The organism is Azospirillum lipoferum, assembly GCF_024170005.1.
Lineage (GTDB): Bacteria > Pseudomonadota > Alphaproteobacteria > Azospirillales > Azospirillaceae > Azospirillum > Azospirillum lipoferum.
Genome location: NZ_JALJXJ010000032.1, coordinates 1 through 14951 on the forward strand (window position 1 = coordinate 1; position 14951 = coordinate 14951).

13 protein-coding genes are annotated in these 14951 nt (G+C 68.8%); 2 read left to right on the forward strand and 11 right to left on the reverse strand.

Going from position 1 to position 14951, the window contains the following annotated elements; translation table 11 throughout:
- Positions 1 to 27: 27 nt before the first annotated feature.
- From bufB to J2848_RS35420, 3 genes are read right to left on the reverse strand one after another with little or no spacing between them, the layout of a single operon-like run.
- Complete coding sequence (bufB, locus tag J2848_RS35410) at positions 28 to 975, reverse strand: MNIO family bufferin maturase (RefSeq protein ID WP_246194555.1); 948 nt, start codon at positions 973 to 975, stop codon at positions 28 to 30.
- 4 nt (positions 976 to 979) lie between these two features.
- Entirely contained in the window at positions 980 to 1282 is a 303-nt protein-coding gene (locus J2848_RS35415; RefSeq protein WP_149235699.1) for a BufA1 family periplasmic bufferin-type metallophore, read from the reverse strand.
- A 53-nt stretch (positions 1283 to 1335) separates the two neighbouring features.
- A complete protein-coding gene (locus tag J2848_RS35420) occupies positions 1336 to 2001 on the reverse strand; it encodes a peroxiredoxin-like family protein (protein ID WP_246194554.1) in 666 nt (221 codons plus the stop codon).
- A gap of 167 nt (positions 2002 to 2168) precedes the next feature.
- Between J2848_RS35420 and J2848_RS35425 the strand changes: the two genes are divergently transcribed.
- Positions 2169 to 3110 carry a LysR family transcriptional regulator gene (locus tag J2848_RS35425; protein WP_246194553.1) on the forward strand — a complete coding sequence of 314 codons (942 nt, stop codon included), beginning with the start codon at positions 2169 to 2171 and terminating at the stop codon, positions 3108 to 3110.
- A gap of 20 nt (positions 3111 to 3130) precedes the next feature.
- Here J2848_RS35425 and J2848_RS35430 read toward each other — a convergent pair whose 3' ends face one another.
- Positions 3131 to 4198 (reverse strand): alkene reductase, encoded by a 1068-nt coding sequence (locus J2848_RS35430; protein ID WP_149235697.1) that lies wholly within the window; start codon positions 4196 to 4198, stop codon positions 3131 to 3133.
- 69 nt (positions 4199 to 4267) lie between these two features.
- Positions 4268 to 5149 carry an SDR family oxidoreductase gene (locus J2848_RS35435; protein WP_149235696.1) on the reverse strand — a complete coding sequence of 294 codons (882 nt, stop codon included), beginning with the start codon at positions 5147 to 5149 and terminating at the stop codon, positions 4268 to 4270.
- A gap of 130 nt (positions 5150 to 5279) precedes the next feature.
- On the opposite strand from J2848_RS35435, the gene J2848_RS35440 reads away from it, so the two are divergent.
- Positions 5280 to 6173, forward strand: a complete 894-nt coding sequence (locus J2848_RS35440) for a LysR family transcriptional regulator (RefSeq protein WP_149235695.1) — start codon at positions 5280 to 5282, stop codon at positions 6171 to 6173.
- A gap of 54 nt (positions 6174 to 6227) precedes the next feature.
- On the opposite strand, the gene J2848_RS35445 is transcribed toward J2848_RS35440, so the two are convergent.
- From J2848_RS35445 to J2848_RS35470, 6 genes are all read right to left on the reverse strand, one after another.
- Positions 6228 to 7187, reverse strand: a complete 960-nt coding sequence (locus J2848_RS35445; RefSeq protein ID WP_149235694.1) for a PfkB family carbohydrate kinase — start codon at positions 7185 to 7187, stop codon at positions 6228 to 6230.
- A 52-nt stretch (positions 7188 to 7239) separates the two neighbouring features.
- Positions 7240 to 9264: a methyl-accepting chemotaxis protein gene (locus J2848_RS35450; protein ID WP_149235693.1), complete on the reverse strand. Its 2025-nt coding sequence runs from the start codon at positions 9262 to 9264 to the stop codon at positions 7240 to 7242.
- Between the two features lie 133 nt (positions 9265 to 9397).
- On the reverse strand, positions 9398 to 10348 hold the full coding sequence (locus J2848_RS35455) for an ABC transporter substrate-binding protein (protein ID WP_149235692.1): 951 nt from the start codon (positions 10346 to 10348) through the stop codon (positions 9398 to 9400).
- Positions 10349 to 10504: 156 nt separating this feature from the next.
- Positions 10505 to 11506: an ABC transporter permease subunit gene (locus tag J2848_RS35460; RefSeq protein ID WP_246194552.1), complete on the reverse strand. Its 1002-nt coding sequence runs from the start codon at positions 11504 to 11506 to the stop codon at positions 10505 to 10507.
- 16 nt (positions 11507 to 11522) lie between these two features.
- On the reverse strand, positions 11523 to 13088 hold the full coding sequence (locus J2848_RS35465; RefSeq protein ID WP_246194551.1) for a sugar ABC transporter ATP-binding protein: 1566 nt from the start codon (positions 13086 to 13088) through the stop codon (positions 11523 to 11525).
- Between the two features lie 113 nt (positions 13089 to 13201).
- Positions 13202 to 14413, reverse strand: a complete 1212-nt coding sequence (locus J2848_RS35470; RefSeq protein ID WP_149235690.1) for an ROK family protein — start codon at positions 14411 to 14413, stop codon at positions 13202 to 13204.
- Positions 14414 to 14951: the final 538 nt, after the last annotated feature.

Below are 14951 nucleotides of genomic sequence, written 5' to 3' on the forward strand. Positions count from 1 at the left end.
CCACGGCTCGGAAGCTCCTCGTCACCCTCAACGCGATGATTGCGACGGGCACCGATTACGAACCACCGGAAGCAGCCTGAATACAGTTGCCGGGATCCTGGCTGGCGTTTCGAGTTCCCGCGTCCGGGCATCGAGCAGCCGCTGCGCCTTGGCGGCCTCGGCCAGCAGGCCGTCGAGCGGCGGCAAATCGTTGTCCCATTCGATCAGCACCGGCCGCGGGCCGATGCGATCCAGCACATCGGCATAGAGCGCCATCACGGCGTCGCCGACCACGCTGCCGTGGTCGTCGATCAGCAGCTCCTCGCCGTCGACCGTCATGCGGGCGTGACCGGCCAGATGCAGTTCGCCGACGGCGTCGGCCGGGATGGCGTCGAGCCACGCCGTCCGGTCGAAGCCGAGATTGACCGAGGAGACGTAGAGGTTGTTGACGTCCAGCAGCAGGCCGCAGCCGGTGCGGGCGGCCAGTTCCGCCAGGAATTCGGCTTCGGGAATGGCGCTGTCGGCGAAGGCGAGGCAGGCAGCCGGGTTCTCGACCAGGATGCGCCGGCCGAAGACGTCCTGGGCGTGGTCGATGTTGCGGCGGACCCGGTCCAGGCTGTCCTCGGTGTAGGGCAGCGGCAGCAGATCGTTGAGGTAGGTGGCGTCCGTGACGCTCCAGGACAGATGTTCGGAGATCAGCCCCGGCTCCAGCCTGTCGTAGAGGGCGCGCAGCCGCATCAGATGGTCTGGGTCGAGACCGTCGGCGCTGCCCAGCGACAGGCCGACGCCGTGGCAGCTTAGGGCCAAGTCGCGGCGGATCCGCAGGATGCCGGCCAGACGCGGGCCGCCGGGAACCAGATAGTTCTCCGGATGGATCTCGACCCAGGGTGCCTGACAGCCGGCCGCGACGAACGCCTCCCGATGCGGCTCGCGCAGGCCGATGCCGGCGGCGACCGGCACGGTCCGGACGGAGGGGGAGGGCGCCGCCGCGGCCATCGCCTCAGCCCTTCTTCTTCGTATTGGCGCCCTCGAACGGCTTCAGCGACCCCATTTCCGTGGCGCAGCTGCCGGCCTTGACCAGTTTCCAGTCGCCGCCGTCGTAGGTCAGGTTGCTGTTGCCGGCGCAGGAATGCAGGCCCTTGGCATGGGCACAGCCATTTTCGCCCGGCTTGGAGATGCCATAGCATTTCTCCATGTTGGACTGCGCGGCGGCCGGGCCGGCCATCAGGGTCAGGGCACCGGCCAGCGCGCCGGCGATGGGGAGCAGGGCCAAGGTCTTTGCGGGGGTTTTGGTGGCGGTCATGGTCGCGTTCCTCTGTTTCGGGATGACTGGTGTTTCGGGATGGCTGGCGCCGGTCAGGGCGCCGGTACGCGGTCGTGCAGCAGGTCGACGAGCGCCTGCGGCTCCGGGCGTTGGGTGAAGTCGGCGTCGATGGCGGCGAAACGCACGACGCCGCTGGGCGACAGCAGGTAGGTCGCCGGGATCGGCAGCTGCCAGGGCTCCCCGAGTGGACGGCCCTGGCGGGCGTTGAAGTCGAGGCCGCGGTCGCGGTAGCGATCACGCATCTCGTCCGGCACGCGGTAGACGAGGCCGTAGCTGCGCGCCACCATCGCCTCCCGGTCGGACAGGATGTCGAAATCCAGCGCGTTGCGTTCCGCCAGCGTCAGGCTGTGGTCGGGCAGTTCCGGCGACACCGCGACCAGCCGGGCGCCGCCGGCGGTCAGTTGCGGCAGCACCAGCTGCATGGCCCTGAGCTGGGCGCAACAATAAGGACACCATTCGCCGCGATAGAACAGCAGGACGACCGGTCCCCGTTCCAGCGTCTCGTAAAGGGAGACCGTGCGGCCGAGCTGGTTCGGCAAGGCGAAGTCGGGAGCCTGAAGACCGGGGCGCAGCGCCCCCAACTCCACCCCGCGCGCCTTCAGATCGGCAATCACCCGGTCCATCATCGCCAGCACCCCCGGCGGCGAGGTCTTGCCGGCCTGCGCCCGGATATTGCGGAGTTGGCGTTGAAGACGCATCGGGCATTTCCCTGTCGGCGTGTCCGTTGACCCGATCCTGTCAAAAGCCGGACTTGCGAAACATAGGGGGACACGCACAATATCTTTGCGTGGAATGCACGAATGCGCCCAGGCGGATGGGGCGCGGCAGGGACCGGACGCGGGAAAGACGGGACGGGGACGACGGGATGGACCGGCTGGACGATCTGACGGTGCTGGTCGAGGTGGTGGACAGCGGCAGCCTGTCGGCGGCGGCGGAGCGGCTCGGGCTGTCCGCCTCGGCGATCAGCCGGCGGATCGCCCAGATGGAGAACCGTCTGGGCACCCGCCTGCTGGCGCGCACGACACGGCGGATCGCGCTGACCGACGCCGGTGCCACCTTCTGCCTGCGGGCCCGCGCCATCCTGGCAGCATTGGACGAAGCGGAACAGTCGCTGACCGAGATGGGCGAGGAGCCGCGTGGCACCTTGCGCATCACCATGCCGGTGATGTTCGGGCAGATGCGGGTGGCGCCGCTGCTGGCCTCCTATCTGCGCCGCTACCCCGGCGTGTCGCTGGAGGTGAGCCTGAACGACCGCGTGCAGCGGCTGATCGACGACGGGTTCGATCTGGCGATCCGGACCGGGCGGCTGGCCGACTCCAGCCTGATCGCCCGCCGGCTGCGGCCGCTGCGCCGCCATGTGGTGGCCAGCCCGGACTATCTGGAACGGCGCGGCGTGCCGCAGTCGCCGGCCGATCTCGCCCGCCATGACTGCCTGACGCTGCTGTCGGGATCCGGCCGGACGGAGTGGGAGTTCATGGCCGGCGACCGGCGCGAGATCCTGCGTCCGGCCGGCAGCTTCCAGGCCGACAGCCTGTGGCTGCTGCGCCATGCCGCGGTGGGCGGGCTGGGGGTGGCGCGGCTGGCCGACTTCATCGTCGAGGAGGATATCCGCGCCGGCCGCCTCATCCCGGTCCTGTCCGAGCTGGAGGTGGCGGACGAGGCCATCCATGCCGTCTATCCGGCGACCCGCCATGTCTCGCCGAAGGTGCGCAGCTTCATCGAGCATCTGCTGGCCGGACTGGACAGACCGGGATCGTCCGACCGGAACGGCTCTCCCGACGCATCCTCCTCCGCGACAGGAGGGTGACCCGCCGGGGGCCGGTGCCATCAGGCGGCGTCGAGCGTGGGATAGTCGGTATAGCCCTCGGCACTGCCGCCGGCGTAGAACAGCGCCGGCCGCAGGTCGTTCAACGGGGCACCCGTCTTCAGACGTCGGACGAGATCCGGGTTGGCCAGCGCCATGACGCCGAGCGCTTCGATATCGGCGAGCCCCGCCGCGACGTCCGTGCCGATCCGGTCGCGGGACCGGCCCGGCCGGTTGAGGATCAGCACGCCGCGGAAGGCCTTGCGGATCTGCTCCAGCAGCGGGTCCTGGCGGACATGGAGAAGATGGAGATAGGCAAGCCCCATCCTGTCGAACTCCGCCGCCAGATGGCGGTAGAGGTCGTCGTTGCCGGTCCCCTCGGCGATGCCGCCGGTCGGAAGGCCGGGCGACAGGCGGATCGCCGTCTTCTCCGGGCCGATGGTGTCGGCGATGGCGCGGACGACGTCGATCGCGAAACGCGCGCGGTTCTCCATCGAGCCGCCATAGCCGTCGGTCCGGCGGTTGGCGTCCGGCGCCAGGAACTGATGGACCAGATAGCCGTTGGCGCCGTGCACTTCGACCCCGTCAGCGCCGGCCTCGATGGCACGGCGGGCGGCATGGGCGAAGTCGTCCACCGTCCGCCCGACCTCGGCGGTCGTCAGTTCCCGCGGTTCCGGGATGGGCCGCATGCCCGCCATCGTTACCATGTCCTCGCCGGGGGCGATGGCGGAGGGGGCTACCGGCTGGCGGTGATGCGGCGTGTTGTCCGGATGGGAGCGGCGACCCGTATGCATGAGCTGGATGAACAGGCGTCCGCCGGCGGCATGGACCGCATCGGCAACCTTGCGCCAGCCGGCGACATGGGCGTCGGTATAGATGCCGGGGGTGGCGAGATAGCCCTGCCCGTCATCGGACGGCTGCGTGCCTTCGCTGATCAGAAGGCCCATCGTGGCGCGCTGGGCGTAGTAGAGGGGCGCGAGGTCGCCGGGCGTGCCGTCGGGCTTGGCGCGGCTGCGGGTCATCGGCGCCATGGCGAGGCGGTGCGGCAGCTCGACGCCGCCGATTTTGATGGGAGACCAGACATCGGTCATGGTGCGTCTCCTTCGGTCATGGGCTTGGGGGTAGGGGGACGGCCGGCGTCTGAGCGGGCTGCCCGACCGTCAGGCCGCAGTTGGAGTGGCGGTCACGATGGCGGCCGCGAAGTCGCGATAGGAATGCAGGGGGCGGCCCAGGATCCGGGTCAGCCGCTCGACATCGCCGGCTTCGGGGATCATGCCGTCGCTGACATAGCGCTCCGCCATCAGGCGCATCTCGTAGGCGGTCCATTTCGGCAGGAAGGACGCCATGGTCTGCTCGAAGCCGCTGGGATCGTCGCCGCCATAGGCCACGCTGCGGCCCAGCAGGTCGGACCAGATCGCCGCCGCCTGCGGACCCGTCAGCGTATCGGGGCCGACGAGGTTGATGGTCTCCAGCGGCAGCTTGCCCGGCGCCCGGTCCCGGCGGACCAGCTCGATGGCCGCGACCTCGGCGATGTCCCTCGCATCGACCATGGCGACGCCCTTGCTGCCGATCGGCATCGGGTAGACGCCATGCCCGATGATCACGTCCTTGATCATCAGCTCGTTGTCGATGAAGTAGGACGGACGCAGGATGGTTCCGCTGAAGCCCATTTGGTCGAGCATGCGCTCGGCGCCGAACTTCACGGCGAAATGCGGCACGTTCACCGCGCGGTCGGCTTCGAACACCGACTGGTAGACGACCCGTTCGACGCCGGCTTCGCGGGCGACGTTCAGGGTGATGAGCGCCTGGGTGAATTCATCGCCGGTTACGGCGTTCAGCAGGAACAGGGTGCGGACGCCGCGGAAGGCGGCACGCAGCGCATCGATGTCCAGCATGTCGCCCTGGGCGACCTCGACGCCGGCGGGGAAGCCGGCTTTCGACGGATCGCGGGTCAGCACGCGCACATCGGCGCCGCGCTTGATCAGCTGGTCGACGACAGGACGGCCGACACGGCCGGTGGCACCGGTAACGAGGATGGTCATGGGGATCACTCCGCTTGGGATCGAGTTTTGAGGTTCAGTGTTTGGGCTCAGTTGATGCCCTTGACTTTACCGATCCGCAGAATGTCCGATAGGCGCCGGATTTGGACGGACCGTCTCACTGGTGGAACAGATGGACCTGCTTGCGCTCGCCGACTTCACTCTGGTCGCCCGTCATGGCGGGTTCGGACGGGCCGCACGCGCGTCCGGCCGGCCGAAGGCGACCCTGTCCCGCCGCGTGGCCGAACTGGAGGCGAGCCTCGACCTGCGCCTGTTCGAACGGGGAGCGCGGATGCTCAAGCTGACGGAGGAGGGGCGGGCGTTGTTCGAGCGGACCGGACAGCTGCTGACGGAGCTGGAGGAGACGACGACGGCGATCGCGTCGGGTGGACACAGTCCCCGCGGCAGGTTGCGGATCAGCGCGCCGCTGCTCTTCGCGCAGGCCGCCCTGGGAAAGCTGGGCGCCGGCTTCGTCCTGAAATATCCCGAGGTGCGGCTTGAGATCATCGTCGAGGACCGGCCCGTCGACATGATCGAGGAGGCCTATGATCTGGTCATCCGCGTCAATCCCCAGCCCGACGTGACCCTCGTCGGACGGGCCTTCCTCCATGACCGGCAGGTCGTGGTGGCGGCCCCCGGTCTGGCCTGGCCGGCGGAGGGGGCCGCGGTGCCGGCGGTGGTGCGCGGCACGCTTGGTCAGGCGGACGTCTGGACGGTGGCCGCGGCTTCCGGGCCGGTCGCGCTTCCGGTTCTGCCCGTGCTCGCCATGTCATCGAACATGATGCTGCGCGATGCGGCGCGCCTGGGCGTCGGCGCGGCGCGCCTGCCGCTTTCGCTGGTCAGCGGGGATATCGCCGCCGGCAGGCTGGTGCGCTGGGGCGACGTGGACGGGGCCGAGACGGCGCTGTGGGCGTTGTACCCGTCGCGCCGTCTGCTCAGCGCCCGTGTGTCGGCGTTTCTCGACCATCTCAAGGCGGCGTTTCCGCAGGGAACGCCGGAGGAGCTTGCCGCCTATATGGCGGGATAAGGGCGGGATTGCCGCAGCGCCGTCTGCCGTCGCGAAGCTTCCCGCCCGGGGGCGTCAGGACCGGGCGGCCAGGAAGCCGTCGATGTCGTCCGCCGTCGGCATCGAGGCGATGGCGCCGCGCCGGGTGGAAATGATCGCCCCGGCGGCGTTGGCCCGCTTCAGAAGAGCCGTCAGCGCCGCGCGATCCTTGGTCACGTCCGGTGTCCGGGCGAGGCCGGTCAGCATGGTGGCGGTGAAGGCGTCGCCCGCCCCGGTCGTGTCCACCGCCTCGACCGGATAGCCCGGCACGGTCACGGTGTCGTCGGCGGTCAGGGCGGTGCAGCCGTCCGGTCCGCAGGTCACGGCGACCAGTCGCCAGTTCGGCTGCCAGATCCGGCGCATGGCGGCCACCGGATCGTCGTCGCCGGTGAGGAAGCTCGCCTCGTAATCGCTGATCTTGATGACGTCGGCCAGGGTCAGCGCCTGGCCGATGACCTGCCTTGCGGTGTCGAGGTCCGGCCACAGCGCTTCGCGCAGGTTGGGGTCGCACGACACCGTCAGCCCCAGGGCGCGGGCGCGGGACACCGCATGGAGGATCGCCGAACGCGACGGCTCGGCGATCATCGCCACCGTGCCGAAATGCAGGATCTTCGCCGCCGACAGCCGTTCGTCGGACACATCCTCGGGCGCCATCAGCATGTCGGCGCTGGGAGACCGGTAGAACAGGAATTCGCGGTCGCCGTCGCTGCTCAGGGAGACGAAGGCAAGGCCGGTCTGCGCCTGCTTGGTGAACAGCAGCCCGCCGGTGTCCACCCCGGCATCCGACAGGACCTTGCCCAGGAAACGGCCGAACGGATCGTCCCCCACCTTGCCGAGAAAACCTGCCTCTCCGCCCTGACGCACGACGCCGACGGCCACATTGGCCGGGGCGCCGCCCGCCACCTTGGAGAAGTGCACGACATCGGCAAGGCCGGTTCCGGCGGTATCCGGAACGAAATCGATCAGCATCTCCCCGATGCTCACTACATCCGCCATGCCAGCGCCCTCATTGATCCGCCCTCATTGATCCTTGTGACGAAAAATCGGCTCATGCTGCCTGGATGGCGCGCAGGAAGCCATGGATGTCGCCACGCAGCCGGTCGGCCTGACGGGCCAACCCGTCGGCGGCGGCCAGCACGTCGCCCGCCGCCCGCCGCGCCTCCGCAGCACCGCCGGTCACGTCGGCGACGTTGGCGTTGACCCGGTCGCTTTCCTGGGCGGCGGCCCGCACGCTTCCGGCGATGGCCTGGGCCACCTCGTTCTGGCGGTCCACCGTGGCCGCGATCTCCGCCGAGACCGCGTTGATGGACGCGATGGTGGTGCCGATCTCCCGGATCACCCGCACCGCACCCTGCGTTTCCTGCTGGATGCGGGCGATCTGGCCGGTGATCTCCTCCGTCGCGCGGGAGGTCTGGGAGGCCAGCGCCTTGACCTCGCCGGCGACGACGGCGAAGCCCTTGCCGGCCTCTCCGGCGCGGGCGGCCTCGATGGTGGCGTTCAGCGCCAGCAGGTTGGTCTGGCCGGCGATCGCGGAGATCAGCTCCACCACGTCGCCGATGCGCTGGGCCGACGTCGAAAGCCCTTCCATCGCCCCGTCCGCGCTTCTGGCCTGGGCCACCGCATTGTTGGTCATTTCCGACGACCGGCCCGCCTGATGGGCCACCTCGGCGATGGCGCTGGTCAGCTGGTCGGTGTTGGCGGCGATGGTGCGCAGGTTGCCGGTGGTCTCCGCCACCGAGCGGGTGGTTTCCTCCGCCAGGGAATTGGTGGTGTCGGCAATGCCGATCATGCTCTGCGCCGTTTCGTTCAGCCGGCCCGACGCGATGCCGAAGCCGTCGAGCAGCCGCCCGGCCAAGCCTTCGAACTCGCCGACCATCCGCTCCAGCTGGGTCGAGCGCTTGGCTCTCGCCTCCTCCTCGCGCTGGCGTTCCTCGCCGAGCCGGTCACGCTCGCACATGGTGGAGCGGAAGACCTCCACGCTGCGGGCCATCGCCCCGATCTCGTCGCGGCGGTTCAGGCCGGGAATGGTCCGTCCGGTGTCGCCGAAGGCGATGCCGTCCATCGCCCGGGTCAGCGCCCGCACCGGCCGCGAGACGCCCATGCCGGTCAGGACGGCCAGCCCGAAGCCCAGCGTCAGCCCCAGCCCGGCCAGGATGATGTTGGCCTGCCGCGACTGCTCGATCATGGTGCCCGTACCGTCGACGGCGTCCTGTGCCCGTCCGGCCGCAGCCGTGCGGGCGCCGTCGACCAGCTTGCGGATATCGGCGCTGCGCCGGCCGATCTCGGCCAGCCTGCCGGCGGTTTCCGATTCCAGCGACCACAATTCGGTGAAGGCGCCGTCGCTCGCCTTGGCGAAGGAGCCGACCATCGTCACCTGCATCGTCAGCGGCTTCTGGTCCTGAACCGACCGTTCCAGGGCGGCGATCTCGTCGCGGAAGGCGGTCCAGCCCGCCTTGGCCCGGTCACGATCCTCCGCCTTGCCGGTCGCGACATGGCGCAGCGCGCCATTGGTGGCGGCGCGGACCTGCTCGGTCAATCCGTCAGCCTGACGACGTGCCTCGGGAGACGCCGCGGGGTCGGCGGCAAGCCCCTTGAGCCGCGCCAGCATCCGCTCTCCCATCGGGGCGATGACGGTGTTCAGCAGGTAATCCTTGCGCTGGTTGGCGCCGGTCAGGGCAAGAACCGCGCTCCAGTAGCCCTCTTCCCCGCTCGCGACCGCGGTGACGAAGTCGCGGTCCAGCCCGACCGCCGCCGCGTCGGGAGCATCCGCCAGAGCAGCGAGGCGGGCCTTGAAGTCGCCGTGGCGGTCTTCGGCCAGCTTGCGGTGAGCCTCGTCGCTGACGAGCAGGTAATCACGGATCGCCAGCTCGACGTCGGCCAGGGCGGTCTTCAAATCCGTCACCTGGAGACCGTTGTCGGAGACGGCGCGGAAGGCCGCGAACTGGGTTCCCAGCCGCTGCTGCGCCTGAAGATTGTAGACCGTCACCCCGGACAGGAGCAGCAGCACGACGCCGAAACCACCGGCGATCCGGGCCGAGATGCCGAACCCTCTTCTGTGTCCCGCCATAGCCATGATGCCCTTCCGCAGCTGTGCGATCGTGCGATCGAGGTGACTCCTCAGAACAGACCGGCGTCCTTCGGCGTCTACGGCATCCTTGGTCCCGGCCCCCGTCGGAACAGGGGTCGGGACCAAGGATGAAGCCGGGTTACTTGGTCGTCCAGCCCTTGTACTGGGCGACGTTGCTGCGGGTGATCAGTTCGGCCGGGATCAGGAAGGTGTCCTTTTCCGGCTTCTTGCCCTGCATCGCCTCATAGCCCAGCTCCACCGCCTTCTTGGCCATGGAGTAGGGATCCTGGGCCGACGACGCCTCGACCAGGGTGTCGCCCTTCAGCGCCACCTCGATGTCCGGCGCGCCGTCGACCGAGGTGATGAACAGGTTCTTGCGGCCGAGCTGCTTGGCGGCCAGATCGGCGCCGATCGCCTGGGGATCGTTGATGGTGAACACCGCATCGACCTTGTCGAAGCCGGTCAGCAGGCCGATCATGACCTCCAGCCCGCCTTCGCGGCTGCCCTTGCCGTTCTGGTTGTCGGACAGCAGCTTGATGCCCGGCGCCTTGGCCAGCACCGCCTTGCAGCCGTTGACGCGGTCGATCACCGCCGACACGGGCGGGCCGTTCTGGATGGCGACGGCACCCTTGCCGCCGAGCTTGTCGACGATGTACTGGCAGGCCTTCTCGCCGGCCTGGACGTTGTCGGTGGTCACGGTGACGTCGGCGCCCTGCGCCTTCACGTCCACGGCGGCGACGACGATGCCCTGGGCCTGCGCCATGCGGACGGCCGGCTCGATCGCCGCGGGATCGGCGGCATTGACCACGATCAGATCGACGCCGGACGCGATGAAGTTCTCGATCTGCGAATATTGCTTGTTGAGGTCGTAGTCGGCCGAAACGGCGGTAACGCTGACCTTGTCGCCGCCCAACTCCTTGGCCTTGGCCTCGACGCCCTTGACGATCTGGACGAAGAAGGGATTGCCGAGGCTGCCGACGGTGACGCCCACCGACTTCAGATCCTTAGCACTGGCCGGGGCGCTCGCCGGCAGGGCGAGGGCGCCCGCCAGGGCCAGGGCCGCGACCGAAGCCAGAATAGTCCGACGCATGTTTTCCTCCCGATGGGATTCGCTGATGGTTTCCATTGGCTTTTTTGTGTCTCGTGCCCGGGGACGAGACCCCCCGTCAGGTTCCGCCGCGAAGTTGGCCGCAGCATATGATCGTTGCGGAACCCTGATGACGCAGGCTTGCGACGCCGCCCCGGATCAGGTCCGGGCGCTGTTCGCATTGCGGTAGCGATCGAGCGCCACGGCGCCGATGATGACCGCACCCTTGATGATGAACTGCCAGACCTCGGGCACCCCGGTCAGCACGAGGCCGTTGGACATCACGGCGATCAGCAGGGCGCCGACCAGCGTGCCGAGGATCGAGCCGATGCCGCCGACGAAGGAGGTTCCGCCGAGGATCACCGCGGCGATGGCGTCCAGTTCGTAGCCCAGCCCAAGCTGGGCGCCGTTGGCCGACAGGGTGCGGGACGCCGCCATCACGCCGGCCAGCCCGGCCAGCAGGCCGGAGACGCCATAGGCGAACAGGATGACCACCCACACCTTGATGCCGGTCAGACGCGCCGCGTCGGGGTTGCCGCCCACCGCGTAGATCCGCACGCCCAGCACGGTGCGCCGCAGGATCACCCAGCTGACCGCAACCACCGAAAGCGCGATGACGACCAGCCAGGGAATGCCGAGGATGCTGCCCTGGCCGATCCAGGAGAAGGGCAGGTGCGGATTGAACACCGTGGTGTCGTTGCCGAGCAGGCGGGCGAAGCCGCGCACCGCGGTCAGGCCGCCCAGCGTGACGATGAAGGGCGGCAGCCGCATGAAGGCGACCAGCGATCCGTTGGCGAGCCCGAGCGCCAGCCCGACCAGCAGCGCCGCCGGGATCGCCAGGTCGGCCATCGGCGTCAGCGAGGTCGCCACCGCGGTGACGGCGCACAGCGCCAGAACCGAGCCGACCGCCAGATCGATGCCGCCGGTCAGGATGACGAAGGTCATCCCGGTGGCCAGCACGATGTTGATGGACGCCTGCTGCGAGACGATGGCGATGTTGCGGGCGGTCAGGAAGCGGCCGGTCGCCAGTTCGAAGGCGATGCAGACCAGGATCAGCACCGGCAGCATGCCGAAGGTCTTGAACAGCGACCGGACATCGAGACCGGCCCTGCCGGACCGGCGGCCGGCGGTGGAGGGGGAATCCGCTTGAATGGGTGACATGATGGGGTCCATCGGATCAGGCGGCAGCCGCGGAGTCGACCGCAGCGCCGGTGGCCAAAGCGACAATGTTTTCCTGGGTGACCGCGACGCCCGACGCGCCGCCGACCTCGCCCGCGATCTCGCCCTCGCGCATCACCAGGATGCGGTCGGCCACGCCGATCAGCTCGGGCAGCTCGCTGGAAATCACCAGGATCGCCACGCCCGCCTGGGCGAGCCGGTCGATGATCCGGTAGATTTCGCTCTTGGCGCCGATGTCGACGCCGCGGGTCGGCTCGTCCAGGATCAGCACCCGCGGCTTCATCTCCAGCCAGCGCGACAGCAGGGTCTTCTGCTGGTTGCCGCCGGACAGGCTGCCGACATTGACGCGCGGATGGGCGACGCGGATGCCGAGAGCCGAGACGGCGTCGGAGGTGCGGTCCGCCGCCCGCGACCGGTTGAGCAGGCCGCCGGGGCGGGCATCGCGGTCGACGACGCCGATGTTGATGTTGTCATGCACCGACATGTCGAGGAACAGGCCCTGCCGCTTGCGATCCTCGGTGAGATAGCTGATGCCGAGCCGCAGCGCGTCGCCGGGGCCGCGGATCGTCACCGGCCGGCCGTCGAGCGTGATGCCGCCGCCGGCCAGCGGGTCGGCGCCATAGATCAGGCGCGCCAGTTCGGTCCGGCCGGCGCCGACCAGCCCGGCGACGCCGAGCACCTCGCCATAGCGCAGCGTGAAGCCGCAGCCGCGCACCCGGCCGCGCTGGTCGCGCAGGCCCTCGACCGTCAGCGCCACCGGCCCCCTGGCGGCCTCGGCCGAATGCTGCTTGGCATAGAAGCTGTCGAGCTTACGGCCGACCATCATCCGCACCAGCGTCTCGGGATTGATCTCGGCGCGGTCGAGCGTGCCGACATAGGTGCCGTCGCGCAGGACCGACACCCGGTCGGCCAGCTCGTAGATCTCGGCCATGCGGTGGCTGATGTAGACGATGCCGAGCCCGTCCTGTTTCAGCCGCAGCATCAGGGCGAACAGCCGCTCGGTTTCACGGGACGACAGGGCGGTGGTCGGCTCGTCCATCACCAGCACCTTGGAGCGGACGCGGAGCGCACGGGCGATCTCCACCATCTGCTGTTCGGCGATCGACAGTGTGCCGACCTCGGTGTCGGCGCCGAAGCCGACGCCCAGCCGGTCGAGCAGCTCCTGCGCGCCGGCCCGCATCGCCGCCCGGTCGACGAAGGGCCCGCGCCGCGGCTCCTCGCCGATGAAGATGTTCTCGGCGACCGTCAGGTTGGGGGCGAGGCTGAGTTCCTGGTAGATGATGGCGATGCCCAGACGCTTGGCGTCGGCCGGGCAGGTCACGGACACCGGCTGGCCATGCATCAGCATCTGGCCGCCGGGATCGGCCAGATAGGCGCCGGACAGCACCTTCATCAGCGTGCTCTTGCCGGCGCCGTTCTCGCCCATCAGTGCGAGGATCTCACCCTGGCGGACGGTCAGACTGACGGAATCGAGCGCCTTCACCCCGGGAAAGGTCTTGGAAATGCCCCGCATCTCCAGGACCGGCGGAGATGACCCGAGCACGTCGGTCAACATGGTTTCCATGATCGCTTCCTCCCGGCCGCGTTGGGCCGCCTCGATTGGCCGCTTGAATCGGCCGCCTGGATTAACCGTCTGGACTGATGGCCTTTGCGGCCTTTGCCCGGCCTGCCGCCGGTCTATTGACTGACCAGGGTCGCCCGCTTCGGGCTGAAATTCAGATGAAGGGGCAGCAGCGCGGCACCGATCGCCCCGGCCTCCCGCCCGACCTTGCCCAGCAGCAGTTCCGGCGGGGTTCGGGATTCCGGCGCCGAGTCCGCCAGCAGCTGCTCGGTCCGGTCCCGCAGCCGCGCCAGCATCGCCGGCGGCAGCGCGCCGTCGAGCACCACGCTGGTCACGTCCAGCGTGCGCGCCGCCGACAGCAGCGGGCCGGTCAGGGCGTCGGCGCAATCCTCCAGCCATTCCTCCGCCAGCTGAGGATGGCGCCGGATGGCGTCCTCCAGCCCGTCATAGACGGGGAACTCGACGCCGCTGCCCTTCAGATGGCGGACCAGCGCGTTGATCGACGCGCGCGTCAGCAGGATGTCCCAGCGGCGGGTCGGGGGCGGGGCGGTCGGCAGGGGTGAGGGCGGAACCGGCATCAGGCCGATATCGCCGCCGTTGCCGTGGCTTCCACGCAGGTAATCGCCCCCCAGCACGACACCGCCGCCGGTGGCCGCACCGATGAAGACATAGATGAAATCGTCACGCCGCCGGCCATGCCCGAGAAACAGCTCCGCCACCGCGGCGGCGGTGCCGTCATTCTCGCCGAACACCTCCATGCCGGTGCGCTCGGCCAGCGCACCGATGACGTCGAATTCGTTCCATCCCTCGCAGGCTTCGGCGGAAATCCCCAGCTCGCGCCGCCAGCTCCCCATATTGTAGGGGGCGGCGATCCCGAGCCCGACGATCCGGTTCCGGCTGCTCATCGGCACATCCGCCAGCAGTGCCGCCAGCATCTCCTCCGCTGCGTCCAGCACGCTCTGCGGCGACGCCAGCTGCGCCGGCCGGGACTGGCGCGCCAGCACGGAACCGCAGAAATCGACCAACACCGCATCCATCGAGCGCCGACCGATCTTGAGGCCGGCGGCATAGGCGCCGTCGGCGTCCAGCGACAGCAGGGTGGCCGGCTGGCCGCGGCCGCCCTGTCGCTTTGCCCCGACCCGCACCAGCTGCTGCGCCTCCAGATCGCGGACGATCGAACCGGCGGTGTTGTCGGTCAGATTCACCAGACGGGCCAGATCAGCCTTTGACGCCTCGCCGATCCGACGCAGCGCTGCCAGGATGACCCGCTCGTTGAACTGGCGAAGATTTGTCGAATTGCTGCCTTGGCCGCGTGAGGCTGAAGACATCGGGGCACTCCTGATGCGAAGGGAGCGGACGCCGTAGCAGTCCTTGCTCTCTTGTCCACCATGAAAAACACACTATGCCCAACTGTATCGCGGGTCAATAATTAATCACCGTGAATTAAGATTTTTCCTGTCCCATATAGTGATATACCAGAATATTTGTTCGCATATAATTGGACAAATTATAATAATGTTGTGAAGCACAAGGATGCTCTCACCTCCGCCGCCGGTCAACGGCGGTGAGACGTCCGGATGGGCGCCACCATGACTGTCGTCGGCGATCACGAGAAAGAAAGCGGTCGGACAGCAGATCGCCGTCCGACCGCAAGGGGACCCCGGCACCAGGAAGGCCGGGGCCGACGCACCCGAGGGAGAGCGCGCCGGGACGCATCGCCATGGAGGGGATGGAGAGGAGAGAGCCCCATGCCGATGCGAAGCGGATGAAGGGCCAGGACGTCAGTTGGCCCTTTTTCAGAGCGCGAGGCTCTTGGAAGACCAGGCTCTTAGAAAGCCAGATCGGTGCGGAGGATGAAGATGTCGC